Annotated in this window: 19 protein-coding genes; 6 read left to right on the top strand and 13 right to left on the bottom strand. The window is 51.0% G+C overall.

Going from position 1 to position 19,899, the window contains the following annotated elements; translation table 11 throughout:
* Nucleotides 1-727: 727 nt before the first annotated feature.
* The 3 genes from IB196_RS09390 to yobA are packed head-to-tail and all read right to left on the bottom strand — an operon-like array spanning nt 728 to nt 2,333.
* Nucleotides 728-1,066, bottom strand: a complete 339-nt coding sequence (locus IB196_RS09390; RefSeq protein ID WP_040232386.1) for a YebY family protein — start codon at nt 1,064-1,066, stop codon at nt 728-730.
* Nucleotides 1,067-1,082: 16 nt separating this feature from the next.
* Nucleotides 1,083-1,955, bottom strand: a complete 873-nt coding sequence (gene copD / locus IB196_RS09385) for a copper homeostasis membrane protein CopD (RefSeq protein WP_040232387.1) — start codon at nt 1,953-1,955, stop codon at nt 1,083-1,085.
* Between the two features lie 3 nt (nt 1,956-1,958).
* A complete protein-coding gene (gene yobA / locus IB196_RS09380) occupies nt 1,959-2,333 on the bottom strand; it encodes a CopC domain-containing protein YobA (RefSeq protein WP_005120736.1) in 375 nt (124 codons plus the stop codon).
* A gap of 142 nt (nt 2,334-2,475) precedes the next feature.
* Here yobA and IB196_RS09375 point away from each other — a divergent pair, with 142 nt between their 5' ends.
* From IB196_RS09375 to exoX, 3 genes are all read left to right on the top strand, one after another.
* A complete protein-coding gene (locus IB196_RS09375; protein WP_005120732.1) occupies nt 2,476-2,706 on the top strand; it encodes a DNA polymerase III subunit theta in 231 nt (76 codons plus the stop codon).
* Between the two features lie 106 nt (nt 2,707-2,812).
* On the top strand, nt 2,813-3,469 hold the full coding sequence (locus IB196_RS09370; RefSeq protein WP_005120730.1) for a carbon-nitrogen hydrolase family protein: 657 nt from the start codon (nt 2,813-2,815) through the stop codon (nt 3,467-3,469).
* A 23-nt stretch (nt 3,470-3,492) separates the two neighbouring features.
* Nucleotides 3,493-4,155: an exodeoxyribonuclease X gene (gene exoX / locus IB196_RS09365; RefSeq protein ID WP_005120729.1), complete on the top strand. Its 663-nt coding sequence runs from the start codon at nt 3,493-3,495 to the stop codon at nt 4,153-4,155.
* Here the strand turns inward: exoX and ptrB are convergent.
* From ptrB to yebG, 4 genes are all read right to left on the bottom strand, one after another.
* Nucleotides 4,137-6,212: an oligopeptidase B gene (gene ptrB, locus IB196_RS09360; RefSeq protein WP_005120726.1), complete on the bottom strand. Its 2,076-nt coding sequence runs from the start codon at nt 6,210-6,212 to the stop codon at nt 4,137-4,139. The two genes, exoX and ptrB, sit on opposite strands and share 19 nt — an antisense overlap.
* A gap of 86 nt (nt 6,213-6,298) precedes the next feature.
* Nucleotides 6,299-6,958, bottom strand: a complete 660-nt coding sequence (locus IB196_RS09355) for a tellurite resistance TerB family protein (protein ID WP_005120724.1) — start codon at nt 6,956-6,958, stop codon at nt 6,299-6,301.
* Between the two features lie 91 nt (nt 6,959-7,049).
* Complete coding sequence (yebF, locus tag IB196_RS09350) at nt 7,050-7,406, bottom strand: protein YebF (protein WP_149692486.1); 357 nt, start codon at nt 7,404-7,406, stop codon at nt 7,050-7,052.
* Between the two features lie 120 nt (nt 7,407-7,526).
* On the bottom strand, nt 7,527-7,817 hold the full coding sequence (yebG, locus tag IB196_RS09345) for a DNA damage-inducible protein YebG (RefSeq protein WP_005120720.1): 291 nt from the start codon (nt 7,815-7,817) through the stop codon (nt 7,527-7,529).
* A gap of 132 nt (nt 7,818-7,949) precedes the next feature.
* Here yebG and purT point away from each other — a divergent pair, with 132 nt between their 5' ends.
* On the top strand, nt 7,950-9,128 hold the full coding sequence (gene purT / locus IB196_RS09340; RefSeq protein ID WP_005120718.1) for a formate-dependent phosphoribosylglycinamide formyltransferase: 1,179 nt from the start codon (nt 7,950-7,952) through the stop codon (nt 9,126-9,128).
* Nucleotides 9,129-9,230: 102 nt separating this feature from the next.
* Here purT and kdgA read toward each other — a convergent pair whose 3' ends face one another.
* The 3 genes from kdgA to zwf form a co-directional block, all read right to left on the bottom strand.
* Nucleotides 9,231-9,872 (bottom strand): bifunctional 4-hydroxy-2-oxoglutarate aldolase/2-dehydro-3-deoxy-phosphogluconate aldolase, encoded by a 642-nt coding sequence (kdgA, locus tag IB196_RS09335; protein ID WP_005120716.1) that lies wholly within the window; start codon nt 9,870-9,872, stop codon nt 9,231-9,233.
* A 34-nt stretch (nt 9,873-9,906) separates the two neighbouring features.
* Nucleotides 9,907-11,718 (bottom strand): phosphogluconate dehydratase, encoded by a 1,812-nt coding sequence (gene edd / locus IB196_RS09330; protein WP_188231689.1) that lies wholly within the window; start codon nt 11,716-11,718, stop codon nt 9,907-9,909.
* 233 nt (nt 11,719-11,951) lie between these two features.
* Nucleotides 11,952-13,427 carry a glucose-6-phosphate dehydrogenase gene (zwf, locus tag IB196_RS09325; RefSeq protein ID WP_005120712.1) on the bottom strand — a complete coding sequence of 492 codons (1,476 nt, stop codon included), beginning with the start codon at nt 13,425-13,427 and terminating at the stop codon, nt 11,952-11,954.
* Between the two features lie 535 nt (nt 13,428-13,962).
* Here zwf and IB196_RS09320 point away from each other — a divergent pair.
* Nucleotides 13,963-14,832, top strand: coding sequence for a MurR/RpiR family transcriptional regulator (locus tag IB196_RS09320; protein WP_005120711.1), 870 nt, complete (start codon nt 13,963-13,965; stop codon nt 14,830-14,832).
* Between the two features lie 119 nt (nt 14,833-14,951).
* Nucleotides 14,952-16,394, top strand: a complete 1,443-nt coding sequence (gene pyk, locus IB196_RS09315) for a pyruvate kinase (RefSeq protein ID WP_005120709.1) — start codon at nt 14,952-14,954, stop codon at nt 16,392-16,394.
* A gap of 86 nt (nt 16,395-16,480) precedes the next feature.
* Here the strand turns inward: pyk and lpxM are convergent, their stop codons facing one another.
* The 3 genes from lpxM to znuA form a co-directional block, all read right to left on the bottom strand.
* Nucleotides 16,481-17,452 (bottom strand): lauroyl-Kdo(2)-lipid IV(A) myristoyltransferase, encoded by a 972-nt coding sequence (gene lpxM / locus IB196_RS09310; RefSeq protein WP_040232395.1) that lies wholly within the window; start codon nt 17,450-17,452, stop codon nt 16,481-16,483.
* Nucleotides 17,453-17,573: 121 nt separating this feature from the next.
* Nucleotides 17,574-18,893 carry a murein DD-endopeptidase MepM gene (mepM, locus tag IB196_RS09305; RefSeq protein ID WP_005120706.1) on the bottom strand — a complete coding sequence of 440 codons (1,320 nt, stop codon included), beginning with the start codon at nt 18,891-18,893 and terminating at the stop codon, nt 17,574-17,576.
* A 15-nt stretch (nt 18,894-18,908) separates the two neighbouring features.
* Nucleotides 18,909-19,853 carry a zinc ABC transporter substrate-binding protein ZnuA gene (gene znuA, locus IB196_RS09300; RefSeq protein ID WP_005120703.1) on the bottom strand — a complete coding sequence of 315 codons (945 nt, stop codon included), beginning with the start codon at nt 19,851-19,853 and terminating at the stop codon, nt 18,909-18,911.
* Nucleotides 19,854-19,899 lie beyond the last annotated feature (46 nt).

The raw sequence follows: 19,899 nt of genomic DNA, 5'->3' as shown, positions 1-19,899 counted from the left end.
AATAACTGCTTAGCCCTCTGTTCTGGCATGTTCTTTGTGAAACCTATTTTGAAGAGGCTTTTCTGAAAGGCTTCATTCTTCAGAATGTAGACATAGCCACTTGAATCATTCATACATTCGTTCCATTTAATCTAATTCTATAACTAAAAGTTAAATGTGCACCCGTAAATTCACGCCCTGAGTTCCTCACACTATATTTTCCCAGAATTAATAGAATTATTAATGTGTTAAGATGCTATCTTAACTGATAAAACACGACCAATGTTATATTTTCTCTTTATCCGATAAGTCCGTGTACCGGGACGCGAGTTGTAAGTAAAGGCGCCGATACCCAGAAAAAAGGACCGAAAAGTACTTGGATGTGTGAAAGAAAATGTTTAGATTGTAGTAACAGCTTACGGAAACCGATGAGGATCTTTCGTGTTTTTCGAGGCTATGTCCTATAACTGGCTGGTTTATAAGGGACATAAAAAGAGACCGAATACGATTCCTGTATTCGGTCCAGGGAAATGGCTCTTGGGAGAGAGCCGTGCGCTAAAAGTTGGCATTAATGCAGGCTAAGTTACCCTGCCATTTAAGAATAGATGACAGCGCCAGGTTTTCCAGTCCGCGACTAAAGTGGTCTGAAAAAAAGGGGGATTGTCACTCGCTGCAATGTAAAAACCGCAAGTTCTCCTGTGAGATCCTTGCGGTTTTTTATTGGAAATCAGAGCGCTACATCTGACAATTAACAGAGTTTTTCTGCACGCTCGATAAACGGAGCAAGGCTCATTTTTTCGCCAGGTTTAGCTGGATCGTCAATCTGGATAATATCGATCGGTTTTGCCGTGGTTTTACCGCTCTCAACCTGCTGCCTGGCAACATCATTCAGCGGGTATTGCACCAGCGTGCTGGGGTTGATGACATACAGCGCGTTGCCCGGACGGCAGGTCAGCATCACCTCTTCACGATTAAACGCCCATTTATCTTTGCCAACCTCAAAACGACTGACGGTAATAACCTGCGGCGCAGCCAGTGCCGCTCCCGAACTTGCCAGTAGCAATAAAGAGATAATGATTTTTTTCATACGTTTTGCCAGTCCATCAGAACGGTTCGAGGGTTGCAAACAGGCTGACAATTGCCAGCACAACAGCGCCTATCCCCCATTCCAGCTTCGTCATCCAAATAAAATAGAGGGTCATGCAGCGGTTATCCTGCTGCATACGTGGAACAAGAACATACCGATTCGCCAGCGCAATCGCCACCATTAGCATGACCAGGCCACATTTTAACAGCAGCAGTCTCCCATAAGCCGCATGCCAGGGAACAGAAAAACCGACAATAAACAGCGCATTCATAATGCCGGTAAGCACCACGCCAATCACAAAAAAATGCCCATAGCGGGAGAAGCGCATCATGGTACTGATGGCTTGATCGCGCCAGCGTCCTTGCGCCATTCTCATACAGTAGAGCACCGGCAGCAAGCCGCCAAACCAGGCTGCAGCGCATATCAGATGCAGCGCATGGTTAATCTGATGGAATGTGCCAGTTACGCCATCGTGCAATGTCGCATGCCCAACGCCCGCCAGCAGAATAAACTGCGCAATCGTCAGCATTAGCAGTCGTCGCGGCATACTGCGCGGTACGATAATAGTCACCGCCAGTGTGACCAGCGCAAGGATAATTTGCCACAGCCAGACGCCCCCGAATTGTGTTTGCAGGACAGCTCCCCAAACGGTGATGGAGAGGACATCCTGCCAACCCGCGCCCATTAATCCCCCCTGAACCGCCAGCATCAGCGTCGCGCTGATAAAGCTCCACGCCGCGGCGTGGCGTTGCAGATGCAAGAAACGACGCATCATCAAACGACGGAGCGAAACAGGAGCCAGCCATGCGCCATAGAGCGCACAGCCAAACACCAGCATCAGCGTGGTAAAATGGATAAAACGCAGTGCAACCCAGGTAAACGCCAGCATTGGTTATTTCACACTAAAGCTATATTGTCCTTTCGTCTTGTGGCCATCCACTGACACAACGTGCCAATCGACCGTGTATTTTCCTGTTTCCAGTGACTGAACGAGCGGAATAATCAGTTGCGTTTTATCCTGCTCATTACGCATTGCCTTGCCCGTTTTGATCTGCTCTTTGTTTGGATCTGTCAGCGTTGCACCGCTAAATCCCGGTTCCACACCTTCAGAGAAATTCAGCGTCAACGCCTGAGGAGATGTCGTTACCTCAGCATTAGCCGCCGGATTTTGTTTTGTCAGGTGGGCATGCGCCAGGGCGGCGGGCGTTGCCAGCACGCTGGCGAGTACGATGAGAGCGCTGCGAAGCATAGATGCAGATGAAGCCATATCAACTATTCCTTTTTGTTATGTCTAATCTATAGAGAATAACCTTCTACAATGATCGAGTCGAGAATCATCATTTCAGGCTTGCCATTAATGCGCACTCTTAGTAACTTTTGCGCGCCAATGGAGAGATGAGGAAAAACGTATGAATATTAATCTGGCCAAACTTGAGCAAGCCGAAATGGATAAAGTTAACGTCGATCTGGCTGCAGCAGGCGTCGCATTTAAAGAGCGCTACAACATGCCTGTCGTTGCTGAAGTTGTCGAGCGTGAACAGCCTGCACATTTACGCGACTGGTTCCGTGAACGCCTGATCGCGCACCGTTTAGCTTCCGTTTCCCTGTCACGTTTACCTTACGAGCCTAAAGTTAAATAAACCTTATATTAAGTTACAATTCCTTACATAATGCCTGCTACAGTATAAGTACATTCTTAATCTACTATTTAAGGATGGTTGTAGACACTATGAAAAGGAAATCATTATGTCACACTGGAAAATTGCAGCAGCGCAGTACGAACCACTTCAACGTTCATTAAGCGAACACGTCGCCCATCATTTGCAGTTCATTCAGGCTGCGGCTAAATGCCAATGCGAATTGTTGGTTTTTCCATCATTGTCCCTGTTGGGATGTGTAGACGAAGACGACACTCTCCCAGCCCCGCCCGATGAAGAGTTATTGCAACCTCTCGCCCACGCCGCGGCCACGTATCGTATGACCATCATTGCCGGGTTGTCGGTAGAGCATCGCGATCGCTTTGTGAAGGGAATAGCGCTTTTCTCTCCCTGGATGACCTCGCCGTTAATGTTTCATCAAAGCCATGGCGCCTGTATCGCCAGGCAACAAAATGCCATCAGCGTTGTCGACAGTCAGCCGGAAGGTATTGATATCGACCCGACATTTTCGCTGTTCACAACCTGTCAGTCCGTCAGCGAACCAGAATTGCTCTCTTCCGCTTCGCGCCTGCAAAGTTTTTCACATAAATTCGCCATTGCGGTGCTGATGGCCAATGCACGTGGCAGCAGCGCATTGTGGGATGAACGTGGTCGGTTAATTGTACGCGCCGACAGCGGTTCGTTACTGTTAACCGGACAACGCACGCCACGGGGTTGGCAAGGTGATATCATTCCATTACGCTAGTCGTTTTTGGTCTGGAGCCCGGCATGTTGCGCATAATAGATACAGAAACCTGTGGTCTGCAGGGAGGCATTGTTGAGATTGCGTCTGTCGATGTCGTTGACGGAACGATCGTCAATCCCATGAGCCATCTGGTGCGTCCTGACCGTCCCATCAGTCCACAAGCCATGGCTATCCATCACATCACTGAAGCGATGGTAGCGGATAAACCATGGATTGAAGATGTCATCCCGCACTATTACGGCAGCAAGTGGTACGTGGCGCATAACGCCAGTTTTGATCGGCGTGTGTTACCCGAAATGCCGGGGGAATGGATTTGCACCATGAAGCTTTCCCGCCGCCTGTGGCCGGGGATCAAATACAGCAATATGGCGCTCTATAAATCCCGCAAGCTGAGCGTCCAGACGCCGTCTGGTCTGCACCACCACCGCGCGCTTTATGACTGCTACATCACGGCGGCACTGCTGATCGACATTATGAAGACGTCCGGCTGGACCCCGGAGCAAATGGCCGATGTCACCGGTCGTCCTGCGTTGCTAACCACATTTACCTTCGGAAAATACCGCGGGAAACCGGTATCTGAAGTCGCTGAACGCGATCCGGGCTATCTGCGCTGGCTGTTTAATAACCTTGATAATATGAGCCCGGAATTGCGCCTAACGCTGAAACACTATCTGGATAACGCCTGAGTTGCCGCCTGACCGGGCAGTGTTCCCTGCGCAAGACCAATTAAAAAAGCGAACTCGAGGGCCACACCTTCATAGGATTTATAGCGCCCGGATTTACCGCCGTGCCCGGAGTCCATATCCGTACACAATAGCAGCAGATGATCGTCTGTTTTCATTTCACGCAGTTTCGCCACCCACTTCGCCGGTTCCCAGTATTGCACCTGGGAATCGTGTAACCCTGTGGTAACCAACAGATGCGGATAATCCTGTGCGGTGACGTTATCGTAGGGGCTGTAGCTTTTCATGTAGGTGTAATACTCTTTGTCCTGCGGATTGCCCCACTCTTCAAACTCACCAGTTGTCAGTGGAATTGACTCATCCAGCATGGTGGTCACCACATCGACAAACGGCACCTGGGCAATAACGCCGTGAAAAAGTGTCGGACGTTCGTTGATGGCAACCCCCATCAGCATCCCTCCGGCGCTTCCTCCCATCCCATAACACAATGAAGGTGAGCCGTAACCCAGTTTGAGCAGTGCATCGCAGACGTCGAGATAGTCATTGAAGGTATTTTTCTTGCACAGAAATTTCCCATCTTCATACCATTGCTGCCCCAATTCACCGCCACCGCGCACGTGGGCTATCGCGTACACAAAGCCGCGATCCAATAAGCTTAAGCGGCTGCTGCTGAAATCAGCGTCCATGCTTGCGCCATATGAGCCATAGCCATACACCAATAATGGATTTTTCCCTTTACGGAAATGCTGCTTATGGTAGACCAGCGAGACAGGCACCTCTGTACCATCGCGCGCGGTTATCCACACGTGTTCACTGCGGTAATTTGCGGCGTCAAAGCCGGGGACTGTAGTCTGCTTAAGTACGCGGCGCTCGCCAGTATCCATATCCAGTTCAAACAGCGTGTCCGGCGTAGTCATGGAGGAGTAGCCATAGCGCAGGCGCGATGTCTCCGGTTCAGGATTATAAGCCAGCCAGGTCACGTAGGCGGGATCGTCAAAGGCAATCCCTATTACTTCGCGCGTTTTGCGATTGATCTGCCGCAGGCTGGTTAACCCCTGTTGTCGTTCTTCCACCACCAGCCAGTCGGTGAACAGCGTAAAACTCTCCAGCATGACACTGTCACGCGCTGGGATTAGCGTCTCCCAGGCGTGTTCGTCCCGAACACGGGTACGATATAGACCGAAGTTTTTACCCTGACGGTTTGAACGCAGATAAAACGCGTGTTGATAGTGATCGAGACTGTATTCATGGTCTTTTCGACGCGCCAAAAAGACCAGCGGCTCGGCATCAGCCAGTTCTGCATCAATGAGCAGAACCTCACTGGTGGTTGCACTCGCAATATGAATAACAACATAGTGCTGTGAGGTGGTTTTATGCAGGCTGACATAAAACATATCATCAGCCTCTTCATACACCAGCTCATCATCGGAGGATGGTGAACCGACAGTATGCCGCCAGACCTGATACGGCAGCAATGTGGTTTCATGCTTGCGGACATAATAGAAAGTCTGGGAGTCGTTTGCCCAGACTAATTCCGGCTCGACGTTTTCAAGTACCTCCGGGTACCAGTTACCCGTTTGTAAGTTGCGAAAACGCACGCCATATTGCCGACGAGACAGATAATCCTCTGCCAGCGCCATAATGGTATTATCCGGTGATATTGCCAGACCACCCAATGTATAGAATTCGCTATGGGCTGCACGCTGGTTTCCATCCAGCAAGGTAACCCATTCATCCCATTCTTCACTGAGGGCAGACTGGCGTTGATAAATGGCATATTCACACCCCGGTTCATAGAGATGGCGATAGCGGTACCCATTTTTCACATACGGTGCAGACACATCCTGAGGGGGTATACGGTCGATAATCTCTTTCAGAACACGATCCTGCAAAGCTTGCTGCGAAGCCATCACCTGGCGGCCATATGCATTTTCCTGTTGCAGGTAATTCAGTACTTCTGGCTGCGAGCGGGTGTCATCTCGCAACCAGTAATAATTATCAACGCGGGTGTCGCCATGCTGCGTCATGGCGTGGGGAATACGAGGAGCTTTAGGTAGCATGTCATTGTTCTTTTGCTTAAACATTCTATAAGGGTGGCAAAAGTCAGCAATGATGCAAGCGAAACATGCGTCTTAGCAGTAACTATTTAACCCGGCAGGGCCTGTTTTTGTTCCTTAAGATCCTGTTCAATCCCTTCACGAACATCCTGCGGGATCTTTAACGCATCACCCAATGCATTCAGATAACTGCGCTCCATAAAGTGGTCAATATCAATCGCCGCACAGCTCAGGAAGTAGATTTCCAGTGCTTCTTCTTCATTACGGATCCCCTGAGCCAGACGCTGAGGATCGAGTGGTTGTTCAATCGCACGTTCAATCAGAACACGCCCCTGCTCTTCGACTCCCGCTTCACGAAGTTGGTGTTCAATGGCAGCACGCTCTTTCGCATCGATATGCCCATCGCTTTTCGCCGCAAAGACCAGCGCCAGGATCAGACGCTCAGTTCGCTCATCCAGCGGCGAGCTCTGCGCACCAAATTGTGGTTCGCCCTGATGCGCCGCACGGACCTTATCTTTGTACTTGTTCCATAACACCGTACCGGCAACCGCCCCACCGCCAACCAAAAGCGCGCTGGTGCCGTATTTACTGAGTAATTTTCGTGAGGATTTGTTAGCAACCAGTAATCCTGCCAGACCGCCAAGCGCGCCAGGCACCAGCAGTTTGCTTAGCCCTTGTTCACCGGAAGATGACGCAGATGATGCTTTTTGCCCAAGAAGAGATTGTAGTTGATTCAGCCAGTTAGCCATTTTGCCCCTCAAGTACAGACGAATAATCATCAAAGCGTACCCGAGGGGATGTCAGGAAGTGTTCAGGTCATCAAAAGATGTGCAAATTCAGCTACTGACGCACCTGGTAATCGGCTGTGCCGGCTTTGCAATCAAGCTTTACCTGATAGTGAATGTCGCTGCTTTTGCCGCGCACGGTGAAGGGGACTGTCCACTGCCCGTCTTTACCGACAATATCCTGTGGATTGGCCCATGCTACCGGGTCAAGCTGACCGAGTTTCTTTTGATCGTCGGCCCAGCGCACAATGCGATTCTGCAGGTAATCACGTTTGACGCTAGCCGCAATACCATCAGCGTCCAGACCTTCACAGTTTGGAAACTGAACTGTCTTACTTTCCGTATTCGCCGCAAATACTGATGCGCTGGCAGATAACAACAGCAGGCTCAATAACGCTCTTTTTTTATACATTCTTTTCTCCTTATCTCCCCTTCGACCTTCAGACCGCAGACCTGCGGTGTGAAGGCTGTCAGAGATTGCACAATGATTCAGGGAAAAGCATGGTACAAAATATCAGGAGCGCAAGTCGCTTCAGGCCGCCTGGGTATCATCCTCAGCAGATGTGTCGTTGTCGACTACCTGTGGAGAAGGCAGCTTGCCGTTTTTGAGGATGGCGCTCAGCACCTCTTTTTGCTCAGCCAGCCACAGAGAAAGCGCTTCACGCTGCTCATCTTCCAGCGCTACCGGTGATTGTTCCAGCCATGTGTCGAGCAGGTCGGCTGTATCGAGCATCTTGTCATACGCATCGGCTTCCTTTTTGCTGGTAAACGACATTTTTTCCTCACCTTCCCGAATGACTACGTATTTAACTTCAACCGCCATTTTTGCAGCCTCTTAAATTACCTGTATTTATATACAGCATATTCTTTTTCATCACTGAAATCAACCTGGTAATAAAGACAGACGCAAACGTTTTCGTATATACTGCGCCCAGTTAAAACAGGGGATTAATTTATGACGTTATTAGGCACAGCACTGCGTCCTGCAGCAACGCGTGTGATGTTATTAGGTTCAGGTGAACTGGGTAAAGAAGTGGCGATTGAATGCCAACGCCTGGGTGTGGAAGTCATTGCCGTGGATCGTTACCCCGACGCACCAGCGATGCACGTTGCTCATCGTTCCTACGTCATCAACATGTTGGATGGTGATGCATTACGCCAGGTTGTCGGGCATGAAAAACCGCATTTTATCGTGCCAGAAATTGAAGCCATCGCCACAGATATGCTGGTAAAACTGGAGCAGGAAGGCCTGAACGTAGTGCCTTGCGCCCGCGCGACTCAACTGACCATGAACCGGGAAGGCATCCGTCGCCTCGCCGCCGATGAGTTATCTTTACCGACATCATCTTTCCGCTTCGCCGACAGTGAAATGCGTTTTCGCGAGGCCGTGGACGAAATCGGTTATCCCTGCATCGTAAAACCGGTAATGAGCTCTTCCGGTAAAGGCCAGAGCTTTATCCGCTCCGCCGAACAGCTAACCGAAGCCTGGAACTATGCCCAACAGGGCGGGCGAGCTGGCGCCGGGCGTGTTATCATCGAAGGCGTGGTGAATTTCGATTTTGAAATCACCCTGCTTACCGTCAGCGCTGTTGATGGTGTGCATTTCTGCGCGCCGGTAGGTCATCGCCAGGAAGACGGCGACTATCGCGAATCCTGGCAGCCGCAGCAGATGAGTGAACTGGCTCTGGCGCGCGCGCAGGAGATTGCCCGTAAGGTGGTGCTGGCACTGGGCGGCCACGGGCTGTTTGGGGTCGAACTGTTTGTCTGCGGTGACGAGGTGATTTTCAGCGAAGTATCCCCTCGCCCGCACGACACGGGTATGGTGACGCTGATTTCTCAGGATCTGTCCGAGTTTGCCCTGCACGTGCGTGCATTCCTTGGTCTTCCCGTTGGCGCAATCCGCCAGTATGGGCCGTCAGCGTCAGCGGTGATCCTGCCGCAGCTATGCAGCCAAAACGTTACCTTTGATAATGTGGATGCTGCCGTTGGCGCAGGTTTGCAGATACGTCTGTTTGGTAAACCCGAAATCGACGGTACGCGTCGTTTAGGTGTCGTGCTGGCAACTGCAGAAAGTGTTGAAGAAGCGGTTGATCGCGCGAAAAACGCGGCTTCACAGGTAATCGTGGCAGGTTAAAACCGGCTCCGTAAACCGGATGAGGCAGTATCCTCCCATCCGGCAAAGCCCGATAGTGGCGCTAACGCCTCTTATCGGGCCTTCGGTTTACACGTTGATAGCTTACTGCTTCGCGCCTTCAACCGCTTCGCGAGCCAGTTTGGTGATACGATCGTAATCACCCGCTTCCAGCGCATCCGCCGGAACCAGCCAGGAACCGCCAATGCACAGCACGCTTTTCAGGGCCAGGTAGTCACGGTAGTTCGCCGGAGAGATACCGCCGGTCGGGCAGAAACGAACCTGAGAGAACGGACCCGCGATTGCCTGCAGTGCTTTCGTACCGCCGTTCGCTTCAGCCGGGAAGAATTTGAACTCTTTCAAACCGTAGTCCATACCCAGCATCAGTTCAGAAACGGTGCTGATACCCGGGATCAACGGAATCGTCCCTTCGGTTGCTGCTTTCAACAGCGGCTCGGTCAGACCCGGGCTAATCGCAAACTGAGCACCAGCCGCAGTAACTTCAGCCAGTTGCTGTGGATTCAGCACAGTACCCGCACCAACGATAGCATCCGGTACTTCTTTCGCGATTGCACGAATAGCATCCATCGCACATGCGGTACGTAACGTCACTTCCAGAACGCGCACGCCCCCTGCAACTAACGCTTTTGCCATCGGCACAGCGTGTTCCAGTTTGTTAACCACAATAACCGGTACAACCGGGCCAGTGGTCAGGATTGCTTCTGCACTTGTCTTCCAGTTTTTCATCAGAGTTTTCTCTCGCCTGATTACAAATTAAGTCTTAAAAAGTGATACAGGTTGCGCCCTGCTCCGCACCGGACAGCTTTTCACGCAACGCGCTGAACATTTCACGCCCGGTACCCACGCGCGAAGCGCTAAGGTCAGGAATGTGAGGCTGACGAGAGGCAAGTTCCTCTTCATCAACCAGCAGCGTCAATTCACCTGTCTGTCCATTCACACGAATGATGTCGCCATCGCGCACTTTCGCCAGCAGCCCGCCATCGTAGGCTTCTGGGGTTACATGGATTGCTGAAGGCACTTTACCTGAAGCACCTGAAAGTCGTCCATCGGTAACTAACGAAATTTTGAAACAACGGTCCAATAATACACCAAGTGGCGGCATGAGTTTATGTAATTCTGGCATTCCGTTCGCTTTTGGTCCCTGATGGCGCACAACGACCACACAATCCCGGTCAAGCAGACCCGCATCAAACGCCGGTAACACATCATGTTGACTTTCAAAGACCACTGCAGGTGCTTCAATCACCTGATTTTCAACTGGAACAGCTGAGGTTTTCATTACCGCACGCCCCAGGTTGCCACTCAGTACTTTAGTGCCGCCGTGATGGGAGAATGGCTGGTCAAAGGCGGCAATCACATTGTTGTCCAGCGATTTTTCCGCACCTTCGCGCCAATCCAGTTCGCCATTATTCAGCCACGGCTCCAGGGTGTAACGCGATAAACCGAATCCGGCCACGGTATTCACATCTTCATGTAACAGACCCGCGTTCAGCAGTTCACGCATTAATACAGGCACACCGCCAGCAGCCTGGAAATGGTTAATGTCCGCCGGTCCATTCGGGTACAGACGCGCCATCAGCGGCACGATATCGGACAGATCGGAGAAGTCATCCCAGTTAATCAGAATCCCGGCCGCGCGCGCCATAGCCACCAGATGCATGGTATGGTTGGTTGAGCCCCCGGTCGCCAGCAGCGCGACAATCCCGTTCACCACCACTTTTTCATCGATCATTTTACCGATCGGCATCCATTCATTGCCGTTGCCGGTCAGGCGCGTCACCTGACGGGCTGCGGCTGCGGTCAGCGCTTCACGCAGCGGCGCATCAGGGTGCACAAAAGAGGAGCCTGGCAACTGCATGCCCATGAACTCCACTACCATCTGGTTGGTGTTAGCGGTGCCGTAGAACGTACAAGTACCCGGTGCATGATAAGACGCAGCTTCGGATTCGAGCAGTGCCATACGATCCACTTTGCCTTCGGCATACAGTTGACGAATACGCACTTTCTCTTTGTTCGCCAGACCACTCGCCATCGGGCCTGAAGGGATGAAAATTGAAGGCAGATGACCGAAGGAAAGCGCCGCCATGACCAGGCCCGGGACAATCTTGTCACATACACCGAGGAACAGCGCACCATCGAACATATTGTGTGAGAGCCCCACGGCCGCCGACATCGCAATGACTTCACGACTTAGCAGAGAAAGCTCCATGCCGTCCTGACCCTGAGTCACACCGTCGCACATCGCAGGTACACCACCAGCAACCTGGCCCACCGCATTGGCTTCATGTAGTGCTTTGCGAATGATGGCCGGATAGTGTTCATACGGCTGGTGTGCGGAAAGCATGTCGTTGTAGGAGGTAATGATCGCGATATTGTTACGCAACATACTTTTTAGCGAGGCTTTATCCTCCGGCTGACAGGCGGCAAAACCATGCGCCAGATTACCGCACGCCAGTTGTGAACGATGGACGGTAGTCGTTTTAGCCTGTTCGATTCGAGCGAGGTAGGCGGAACGCGTGTCCCGGGAACGTTCGACGATACGTTGTGTTACGCGTAACAAATTCGGATTCATAGAGGCTCCTAAAATTTATCTGTCAGAGCGGTTGGGTAAACAATGTATTCAGCATCGCTAAATATTGCTGAATCGCTTGTTAGCCGTAGCTCAGGGGCAAAATCGTTTCAGGCAGTGTAATAAAAAAAACCTCGCGGGTGAATCCACGCGAGGTTTAAAAGTGCAAAAATTATTCTACAATCTGTGTTAGATCATGTTACCGGTAAAATAACACCTAATGGCTAGATGATCTTTTACTCGAATTCGTTCCAGGAGCGACCGTCACGGGTGATCATGGCCACCGACGCAACCGGTCCCCAGGTTCCTGCCTGATAAGGCTTCGGCGACTCGTTATCCATCGCCCAGGCTTCAGTAATTGAATCCACCCACTTCCAGGCTTCTTCGACCTCATCGCGACGCACAAACAGAGCCTGAATACCGCGCATGGTTTCCAACAGCAGGCGCTCATAGGCATCGGCCAGGTGCGTTTGGTTGAAGGTTTCTGAGTAGCTCAGATCCAGCTTAGTGATTTGCAGATTATGTTTGTGATCCAGACCCGGCACTTTGTTCAGTACCTGAATATCAACCCCTTCATCAGGCTGCAAACGAATAGTCAACTTGTTCTGCGGCAGATCCTGCCAGGATTCTTTAAACAGATTCAGCTCAGGTGTTTTGAAGTAAACCACCACTTCAGAGCACTTGGTTGGTAAACGTTTACCGGTACGCAGGTAGAACGGTACACCCGTCCAGCGCCAGTTATCGATATCGACGCGGATCGCCACAAACGTTTCCGTATTGCTGCTCTTATTCGCGCCCTCTTCTTCCAGGTAACCCGGTACCTTTTTACCCTGGGCAAAACCAGTGGTGTACTGGCCGCGAACCGTTTTTTCACGCACGTTCGAGCGATCGATGCGACGCAGCGATTTCAGTACCTTTACTTTCTCATCGCGAATGCTGTCGGCGCTCAGATCAGCCGGAGGGGACATTGCGATCATGCATAGGATCTGCAGCAGGTGGTTCTGGATCATATCGCGCATTTGACCGGCCTGGTCAAAATAGCCCCAGCGCCCTTCAATACCCACTTCTTCCGCTACGGTAATTTCTACGTGGTCGATAGTGCGATTATCCCAGTTATTCACAAACAGGGAGTTAGCGAAACGCAGCGCCAGCAGGTTCAGAACCGTCTCTTTACCAAGATAGTGATCGATGCGGTAAACCTGGCATTCTTCGAAATACTCACCCACCTGGTCGTTGATTTCACGGGATGTCGCGAGCGAAGTACCCAGCGGTTTTTCCATCACGACACGCGCAGGCTTCGCGTTAAGTTTTGCTTCACCCAAACCTTTGCAGATCGCGCCAAAGGTGCTTGGCGGCATAGCGAAATAGTTAATCGTGGTACGTGATTTTTGATCCAGCATCTCGCCCAGACGGCGAAATGCGGCGGTGTCATTGACGTCCAGGTTACAAAAATCCAGACGGCCACTGAGGGTTTCCCATAAACTTTCATCAATTTTTTCTTTCATGAACGTTTCGAGCGCTTCGCGTACAACCTTGGTATAGGCAGCTTTGTCCCAATCAGCACGCCCTACCCCAATGATGCGGGTATCCGGGTTAATCTGACCGGCCTTTTCAAGTTGATACAGGGAAGGCAGCAATTTCCGTCGCGCCAGGTCGCCCTTCGCGCCGAAAATGACCAGGTCACATGCCTGGGCTGTTTGCGTTACCGCCATGTCATTCTCCTCAATTGAGTGCCTGGTACTTTTGCCAGACACTGGTTGTAATTTTATTACAGTGCACTGTACTGCTTTTACGTGATTCCGTGAACCGTAAACGCTTATCCAGCCGTGCTGTTACCGAAAACAGCGGTTAAACAAGCGTCAGTTACGCTCAAAATGGATAAAAAAGTCGCTTTGTTTCGTACCCATGAAGAAGTATGAAAACCGGACTTCGATCATGTAATGAAAAAAAACAACAACTATTCTCTCCATTTTGCCCCGTTCCTTCACTCCCAGAGGTAGTATCTACGCACAAAATAATTCGTGTTGCAGGAAAGCGGCAAACGAGTGACAAATTCGTCAGGAACGAATTTTTCCAACCGAAGGATGTCCCTCATTTCATCCCGATGGGCTTACTCAAGTAAGCGATTCAGGTGAATTAACGTAGCCCCCTGCGGCTCGAAGTATGACGTGTATAGCAAAATTATGCCCCGATTTCCCCATATTGCTGAAATCGCTTTTGCCCATGACCCATGAGTCTACCTAAATCATGAATATGCTGGAAAAAATCCAGTTAAAACTGGAACATTTGAGCAAGTCAGAACGTAAGGTTGCTGACGTTATTCTTACCTCACCAGACCAGGCAATCCATTCGAGCATTGCTGCGCTGGCGCTGGAAGCCAATGTCAGCGAACCGACCGTTAACCGTTTCTGCCGCAGCATGGATACACGTGGCTTTCCTGATTTTAAACTGCATCTGGCGCAAAGCCTGGCAAATGGTACCCCTTATGTTAATCGCAATGTGGATGAGGATGACAGCGTTGAATCCTACACGGGGAAAATCTTCGAGTCTGCAATGGCGAGCCTTGACCATGTTCGTCAGTCGCTGGATAACGCAGCGGTAAATCGTGCGGTTGATTTACTCACTCAGGCGAAGAAAATTGCCTTTTTTGGGCTCGGTTCCTCCGCCGCGGTGGCGCATGACGCCATGAATAAATTTTTCCGCTTTAACGTTCCAGTTATCTATTCCGACGACATCGTACTGCAACGCATGAGCTGTATGAATTGTAGTGATGACGATGTCATTGTGCTTATTTCACACACCGGAAGAACCAAAAGTCTGGTTGAGCTGGCACAACTGGCAAGAGAAAACGATGCCATGGTGATTGCCCTGACATCTCCTGGTACTCCGCTGGCACGTGAAGCAACGCTGGCAATTACCCTCGATGTACCGGAAGATACTGACATTTATATGCCCATGGTCTCTCGACTTGCTCAACTTACCGTGATAGATGTGCTGGCTACGGGATTTACTTTGCGCCGTGGGGCAAAATTTAGAGATAACTTGAAGCGTGTCAAGGAAGCGCTCAAGGAATCGCGTTTTGATAAAGAATTACTCATCAAGAGTGATGACCGCTAAAAGCAATAACAATGTTCTACCCTTTTATCATCCGGGTCGTTCATTTTACCGTTTATGTTCGAGAACGGCCGGATCAATGTTCACGCAACACCTAGTTGTTTCAGTCAACGGAGTATTACATGTCCAGAAGGCTTCGCAGAACCAAAATCGTTACCACCTTAGGCCCGGCAACTGACCGCGATAACAACCTTGAGAAAATTATCGCCGCTGGGGCGAACGTTGTACGTATGAACTTTTCGCACGGCTCTCCAGAAGATCACAAAATGCGGGCGGATAAAGTCCGTGAGATTGCCGCCAAGCTGGGACGTCATGTAGCTATTTTGGGTGACCTGCAGGGACCTAAAATCCGCGTATCGACCTTTAAAGAAGGTAAAGTATTTCTCAATGTTGGCGACAAATTCCTGTTAGACGCCAACCTCGGTAAAGGTGAAGGCGACAAAGAAAAAGTCGGCATCGATTACAAAGGCTTGCCTGCTGACGTAGTGCCGGGCGATATCCTGCTGCTGGATGATGGTCGCGTACAGCTCAAAGTGCTGGAAGTTCAGGGTATGAAAGTGTTCACCGAAGTCACTGTCGGTGGCCCGCTCTCCAACAACAAAGGCATCAACAAACTTGGCGGTGGCCTTTCTGCTGAAGCGCTGACGGAAAAAGACAAAGCAGACATCATTACTGCAGCGCAAATCAGCGTTGACTATCTGGCGGTTTCCTTCCCTCGCTGTGGCGAAGATCTGAATTATGCCCGCCGCCTGGCACGCGATGCTGGCTGCGATGCAAAAATTGTTGCCAAGGTAGAGCGTGCTGAAGCTGTCTGCGACCAGAATGCGATGGATGACATCATCCTTGCCTCTGACGTGGTAATGGTCGCGCGTGGTGACCTGGGTGTGGAAATTGGTGACCCGGAGCTGGTTGGTATTCAGAAAGCGTTGATCCGTCGCGCACGTCAGCTGAACCGTGCGGTCATTACCGCAACGCAGATGATGGAGTCAATGATCACTAATCCAATGCCGACGCGTGCGGAAGTCATGGACGTGGCAAACGCCGTGCTGGATGGGACTGATGCCGTCATGCTCTCAGCAGAAACAGCCGCAGGTCAGTACCCGGCGGAAACCGTCGCGGCAATGGCTCGCGTATGTCTGGGCGCGGAGAAAATCCCAAGCATCAACGTTTCTAAACACCGTCTCGACGTACAGTTTGATAATGTCGAAGAAGCTATCGCCATGTCAGCGATGTATGCCGCGAACCATCTGAAAGGCGTTACCGCTATCATCGCCATGACCGAGTCCGGTCGTACTGCGCTGATGACATCACGCATCAGTTCTGGCCTGCCAATTTTCGCGATGTCTCGTCATGAGCGTACGCTGAATCTGACCTCTCTGTATCGTGGCGTTACGCCGGTCCACTTTGACAGCGAAACTGACGGTGTAGTGGCTGCCAGCGAAGCGGTCAATCTGCTGCGCGACAAAGGTTACCTGGTGTCAGGCGATCTGGTGATTGTGACCCAGGGTGATGTCATGAGCACCATCGGTTCCACCAACACCACACGTATTCTGACTGTAGAATAACGACGCTGCTGACTGCCTGATATTACTTGCTTATCAGGCGTGCAGGTCGACTGATACAAAAAAGCCTCTCGTTCGAGAGGCTTTTTCTATTTCTTAGGATAAAGATCTTTGCGTTTATACGGTTCAATTTCGCCGGGTTTGCGGGTCTTTAGCAGTTTCAGAATCCAGGTGTATTGTTCAAGATGCGGGGTGACAAAAATCTCCACTTCTTCATTCATCCGCCTGGCAATTGTATGGTCATCTGCCGTCAGAATGTCATCCATGGGTGGGCGTACCTGAATCATCAGACGATGCGTTTTGCCATCGTACACCGGGAACAGCGGTATTACGCGCGCATGACAAACCTTCATCAGGCGGCCAATCGCCGGTAACGTTGCCTTATAGGTCGCGAAGAAATCGACAAACTCGCTGTGCTCCGGGCCGTGATCCTGATCCGGTAAGTAATATCCCCAGTATCCCTGCCGTACCGACTGAATAAAAGGTTTAATACCGTCGTTACGAGCATGTAAACGACCGCCAAAACGTCGACGTACCGTATTCCAGACATAGTCAAATACCGGATTGCCCTGGTTATGGAACATCGCTGCCATTTTCTGGCCCTGAGAGGCCATCAGCATTGCCGGAATATCAACCCCCCAGCCGTGAGGGACGAGAAAAATCACCTTTTCCTCATTACGTCGCATCTCATCGATAATTTCCAGGCCCTGCCAGTCAACGCGGTGCTGGATTTTCTCCGGGCCACGCATGGCTAATTCTGCCATCATAACCATCGCCTGAGGCGCAGTCGCAAACATCTCATCAACGATGGCCTCACGCTCGGCTTCGCTGCGCTCAGGAAAACAGAGGGATAAATTGATAAGCGCTCTACGACGCGAACTTTTCCCCAGTCGCCCGGCAAGCCGCCCCAGTTTCGCCAGAATGGGATCGCGAAATGACGCAGGCGTTAATGCAATCCCTGCAATCGCTGCCACGCCAAGCCAGGCGCCCCAGTGGCGCGGGTGACGGAATGATTTATGAAACTCAGGGATATACTCAATACTCTTTTTTTTCGTTTCCATGCTCTTCCAGTATCGGGGGCCGCGAAAAAGTAAATCTGTTGATAGTGTAGCGGCGCACCGTGTCCCGTACAAAATAAAAAAAGCCGGCACGCTTAGCGTACCGGCTCTGTCAGTGTATTTATTAATCGAAGCGTAACTGAGGCAGAACCTCTTTCACCTGTGCCAGGTACTCGGTACGATCCGAACCACTCAGCCCTTCCGTACGCGGCAGTTTTGCCGTCAACGGGTTCACTGCCTGCTGGTTGACCCATACTTCGTAGTGCAGGTGCGGGCCAGTAGAACGCCCGGTGTTACCTGACAGCGCAATGCGATCGCCACGTTTCACTTTTTGCCCCGGTTTAACCAGCAGCTTACGCAGGTGCATGTAACGGGTGGTGTAGGTGCGACCGTGACGAACAGCAACATAGTATCCGGCCGCGCCACTCCGTTTCGCGACAACCACTTCACCATCACCGACTGACAGCACCGGCGTACCTTGCGGCATCGCAAAGTCGACACCTTTGTGCGGTGCAACGCGTCCGGTTACCGGATTCAGGCGACGTGGATTGAAGTTTGACGAAATACGGAACTGCTTCGCCGTAGGGAAACGCATAAACCCTTTAGCAAGCCCGGTCCCGTTACGGTCATAGAATTTACCGTCTTCAGCACGGATCGCGTAATAATCCTTGCCTTCAGAGCGCAAACGAACGCCCAGCAACTGGCTTTGCTCGCGTTTACCGTCCAGCATCTCGCGAGACATCAAAACGGAGAACTCATCGCCTTTCTTCAGCTTGCGAAAGTCCATCTGCCATTGCATCGCTTTAATCACTGCGCTGATTTCAGAGCTGGTCAGGCCGGCATCTCTTGCACTGGCGACGAAACTACCGCCCACCGTACCGTTTATTCGGCTGTTGACCCAGTCACCCTGCTGCATTTCGCTGCTCATCTTGAAACCCGTTGTCGTACGATCATAAGTACGGGTTTCACGGCGGGAAACTTCCCAGGTCAGGCGCTGCAAATCACCTTCCGAAGACAGTGTCCAGGAAAGTTGCTGGCCAATTTTCAGATTACGTAAATCTTTATCAGATGCGGCAAGCTGGCTGATATCGCCCATGTCAATGCCGTACTGGTTCAGAATACTGCTCAGCGTATCACCGGTAGAGACAACATACTCATGAACCCCGGCCTCGCCAGAGGTCTTGTCATCGAGTTCATCCTGAGGGATAGCTTCATCTTCCTGAGCGGCTTGATCGATAGGTTCGCTGGCCTCGGGCAACAGTGAACGTATCTCACTTTTTTCCAGCTCAATGGTTTTAACGATGGGCGCAGAGTCGGGATGGTATACATAAGGCCGCCAGACTGCGACGGCCAATGTCAGAACAGTAAGCGACCCCAACATAACACGATGGGGTCGCGGCAAATTATTAAATGCCAGGCTGACAGCGCGAGCTATCTGTTGCACGTATTCACTTCCTCATTAATCTCCTTTCAGGCAGCTCGCATACTGGTTGGCTAATTGGTTCAGAAACGCTGAATAGCTTGTTTTACCCAGTTTGATATTCGTTCCGAGGGGATCCAACGTTCCCATTCGAACGGATGTCCCTCTCGCTACGGCTTCAACGACCGCTGGCCTGAACTGTGGCTCAGCAAAAACGCAGGTTGCTTTTTGCTCAACCAACTGTGTTCTTATTTCATGTAAACGCTGCGCACCGGGTTGAATCTCAGGGTTCACGGTAAAGTGACCAAGCGGTGTTAGCCCGTAGTGTTTTTCGTAATAGCCATAGGCGTCATGAAAAACGAAATACCCTTTCCCCTTGAGCGGTGCGAGCTCGTTACCTACCTGCTTATCGGTTGCGGCTAATTGTGCCTCAAAATCCTTCAGGTTGGCGTCAAGTTTGGCTCGACTTTGCGGCATAAGTTCCACTAATTTATCATGGATTGCAACCGCTGAGGCCCGCGCTATCTCTGGGGAAAGCCAAAGATGCATGTTGTAATCACCATGATGGTGATGCTCGTCACTTTTTTCGCCGTGAGCGTCGTTATGCCCATGATCATCATCGTCATCGTCAGCGCCTTTCATGAGTAACGGTTTCACGTCATTGAGCTGCGCAATCGTTACCTGTTTTGCGTTAGGAATATTCTTGACTGACTTTTCCATAAACGCCTCCATTTCCGGACCAATCCAAACTACTAAGTCCGCGTTCTGTAAGCGTTTTACGTCTGAAGGACGCAGCGAATAATCGTGTTCGGAGGCCCCGTCAGGCAGCAGAACCTGGGTGTCTGTAACCCCATCTGCAATCGCCGAAGCAATAAAGCCCAACGGCTTAAGTGACGCCACTACAGCAGCATTTGCTGCCTGAGTTGCACTACCCCAAAGAGCAGCGGATAATGCTGCGAAAAGAAGCGTATTTTTATGTAACATAATGCGACCAATCATCGTAACGAATGTGAGAAATGTGATATTATAA

Source organism: Citrobacter sp. C6_1 (assembly GCF_014596835.2).
GTDB lineage: Bacteria > Pseudomonadota > Gammaproteobacteria > Enterobacterales > Enterobacteriaceae > Citrobacter > Citrobacter pasteurii.
This window is presented reverse-complemented; position numbering and strand designations above follow the sequence as displayed.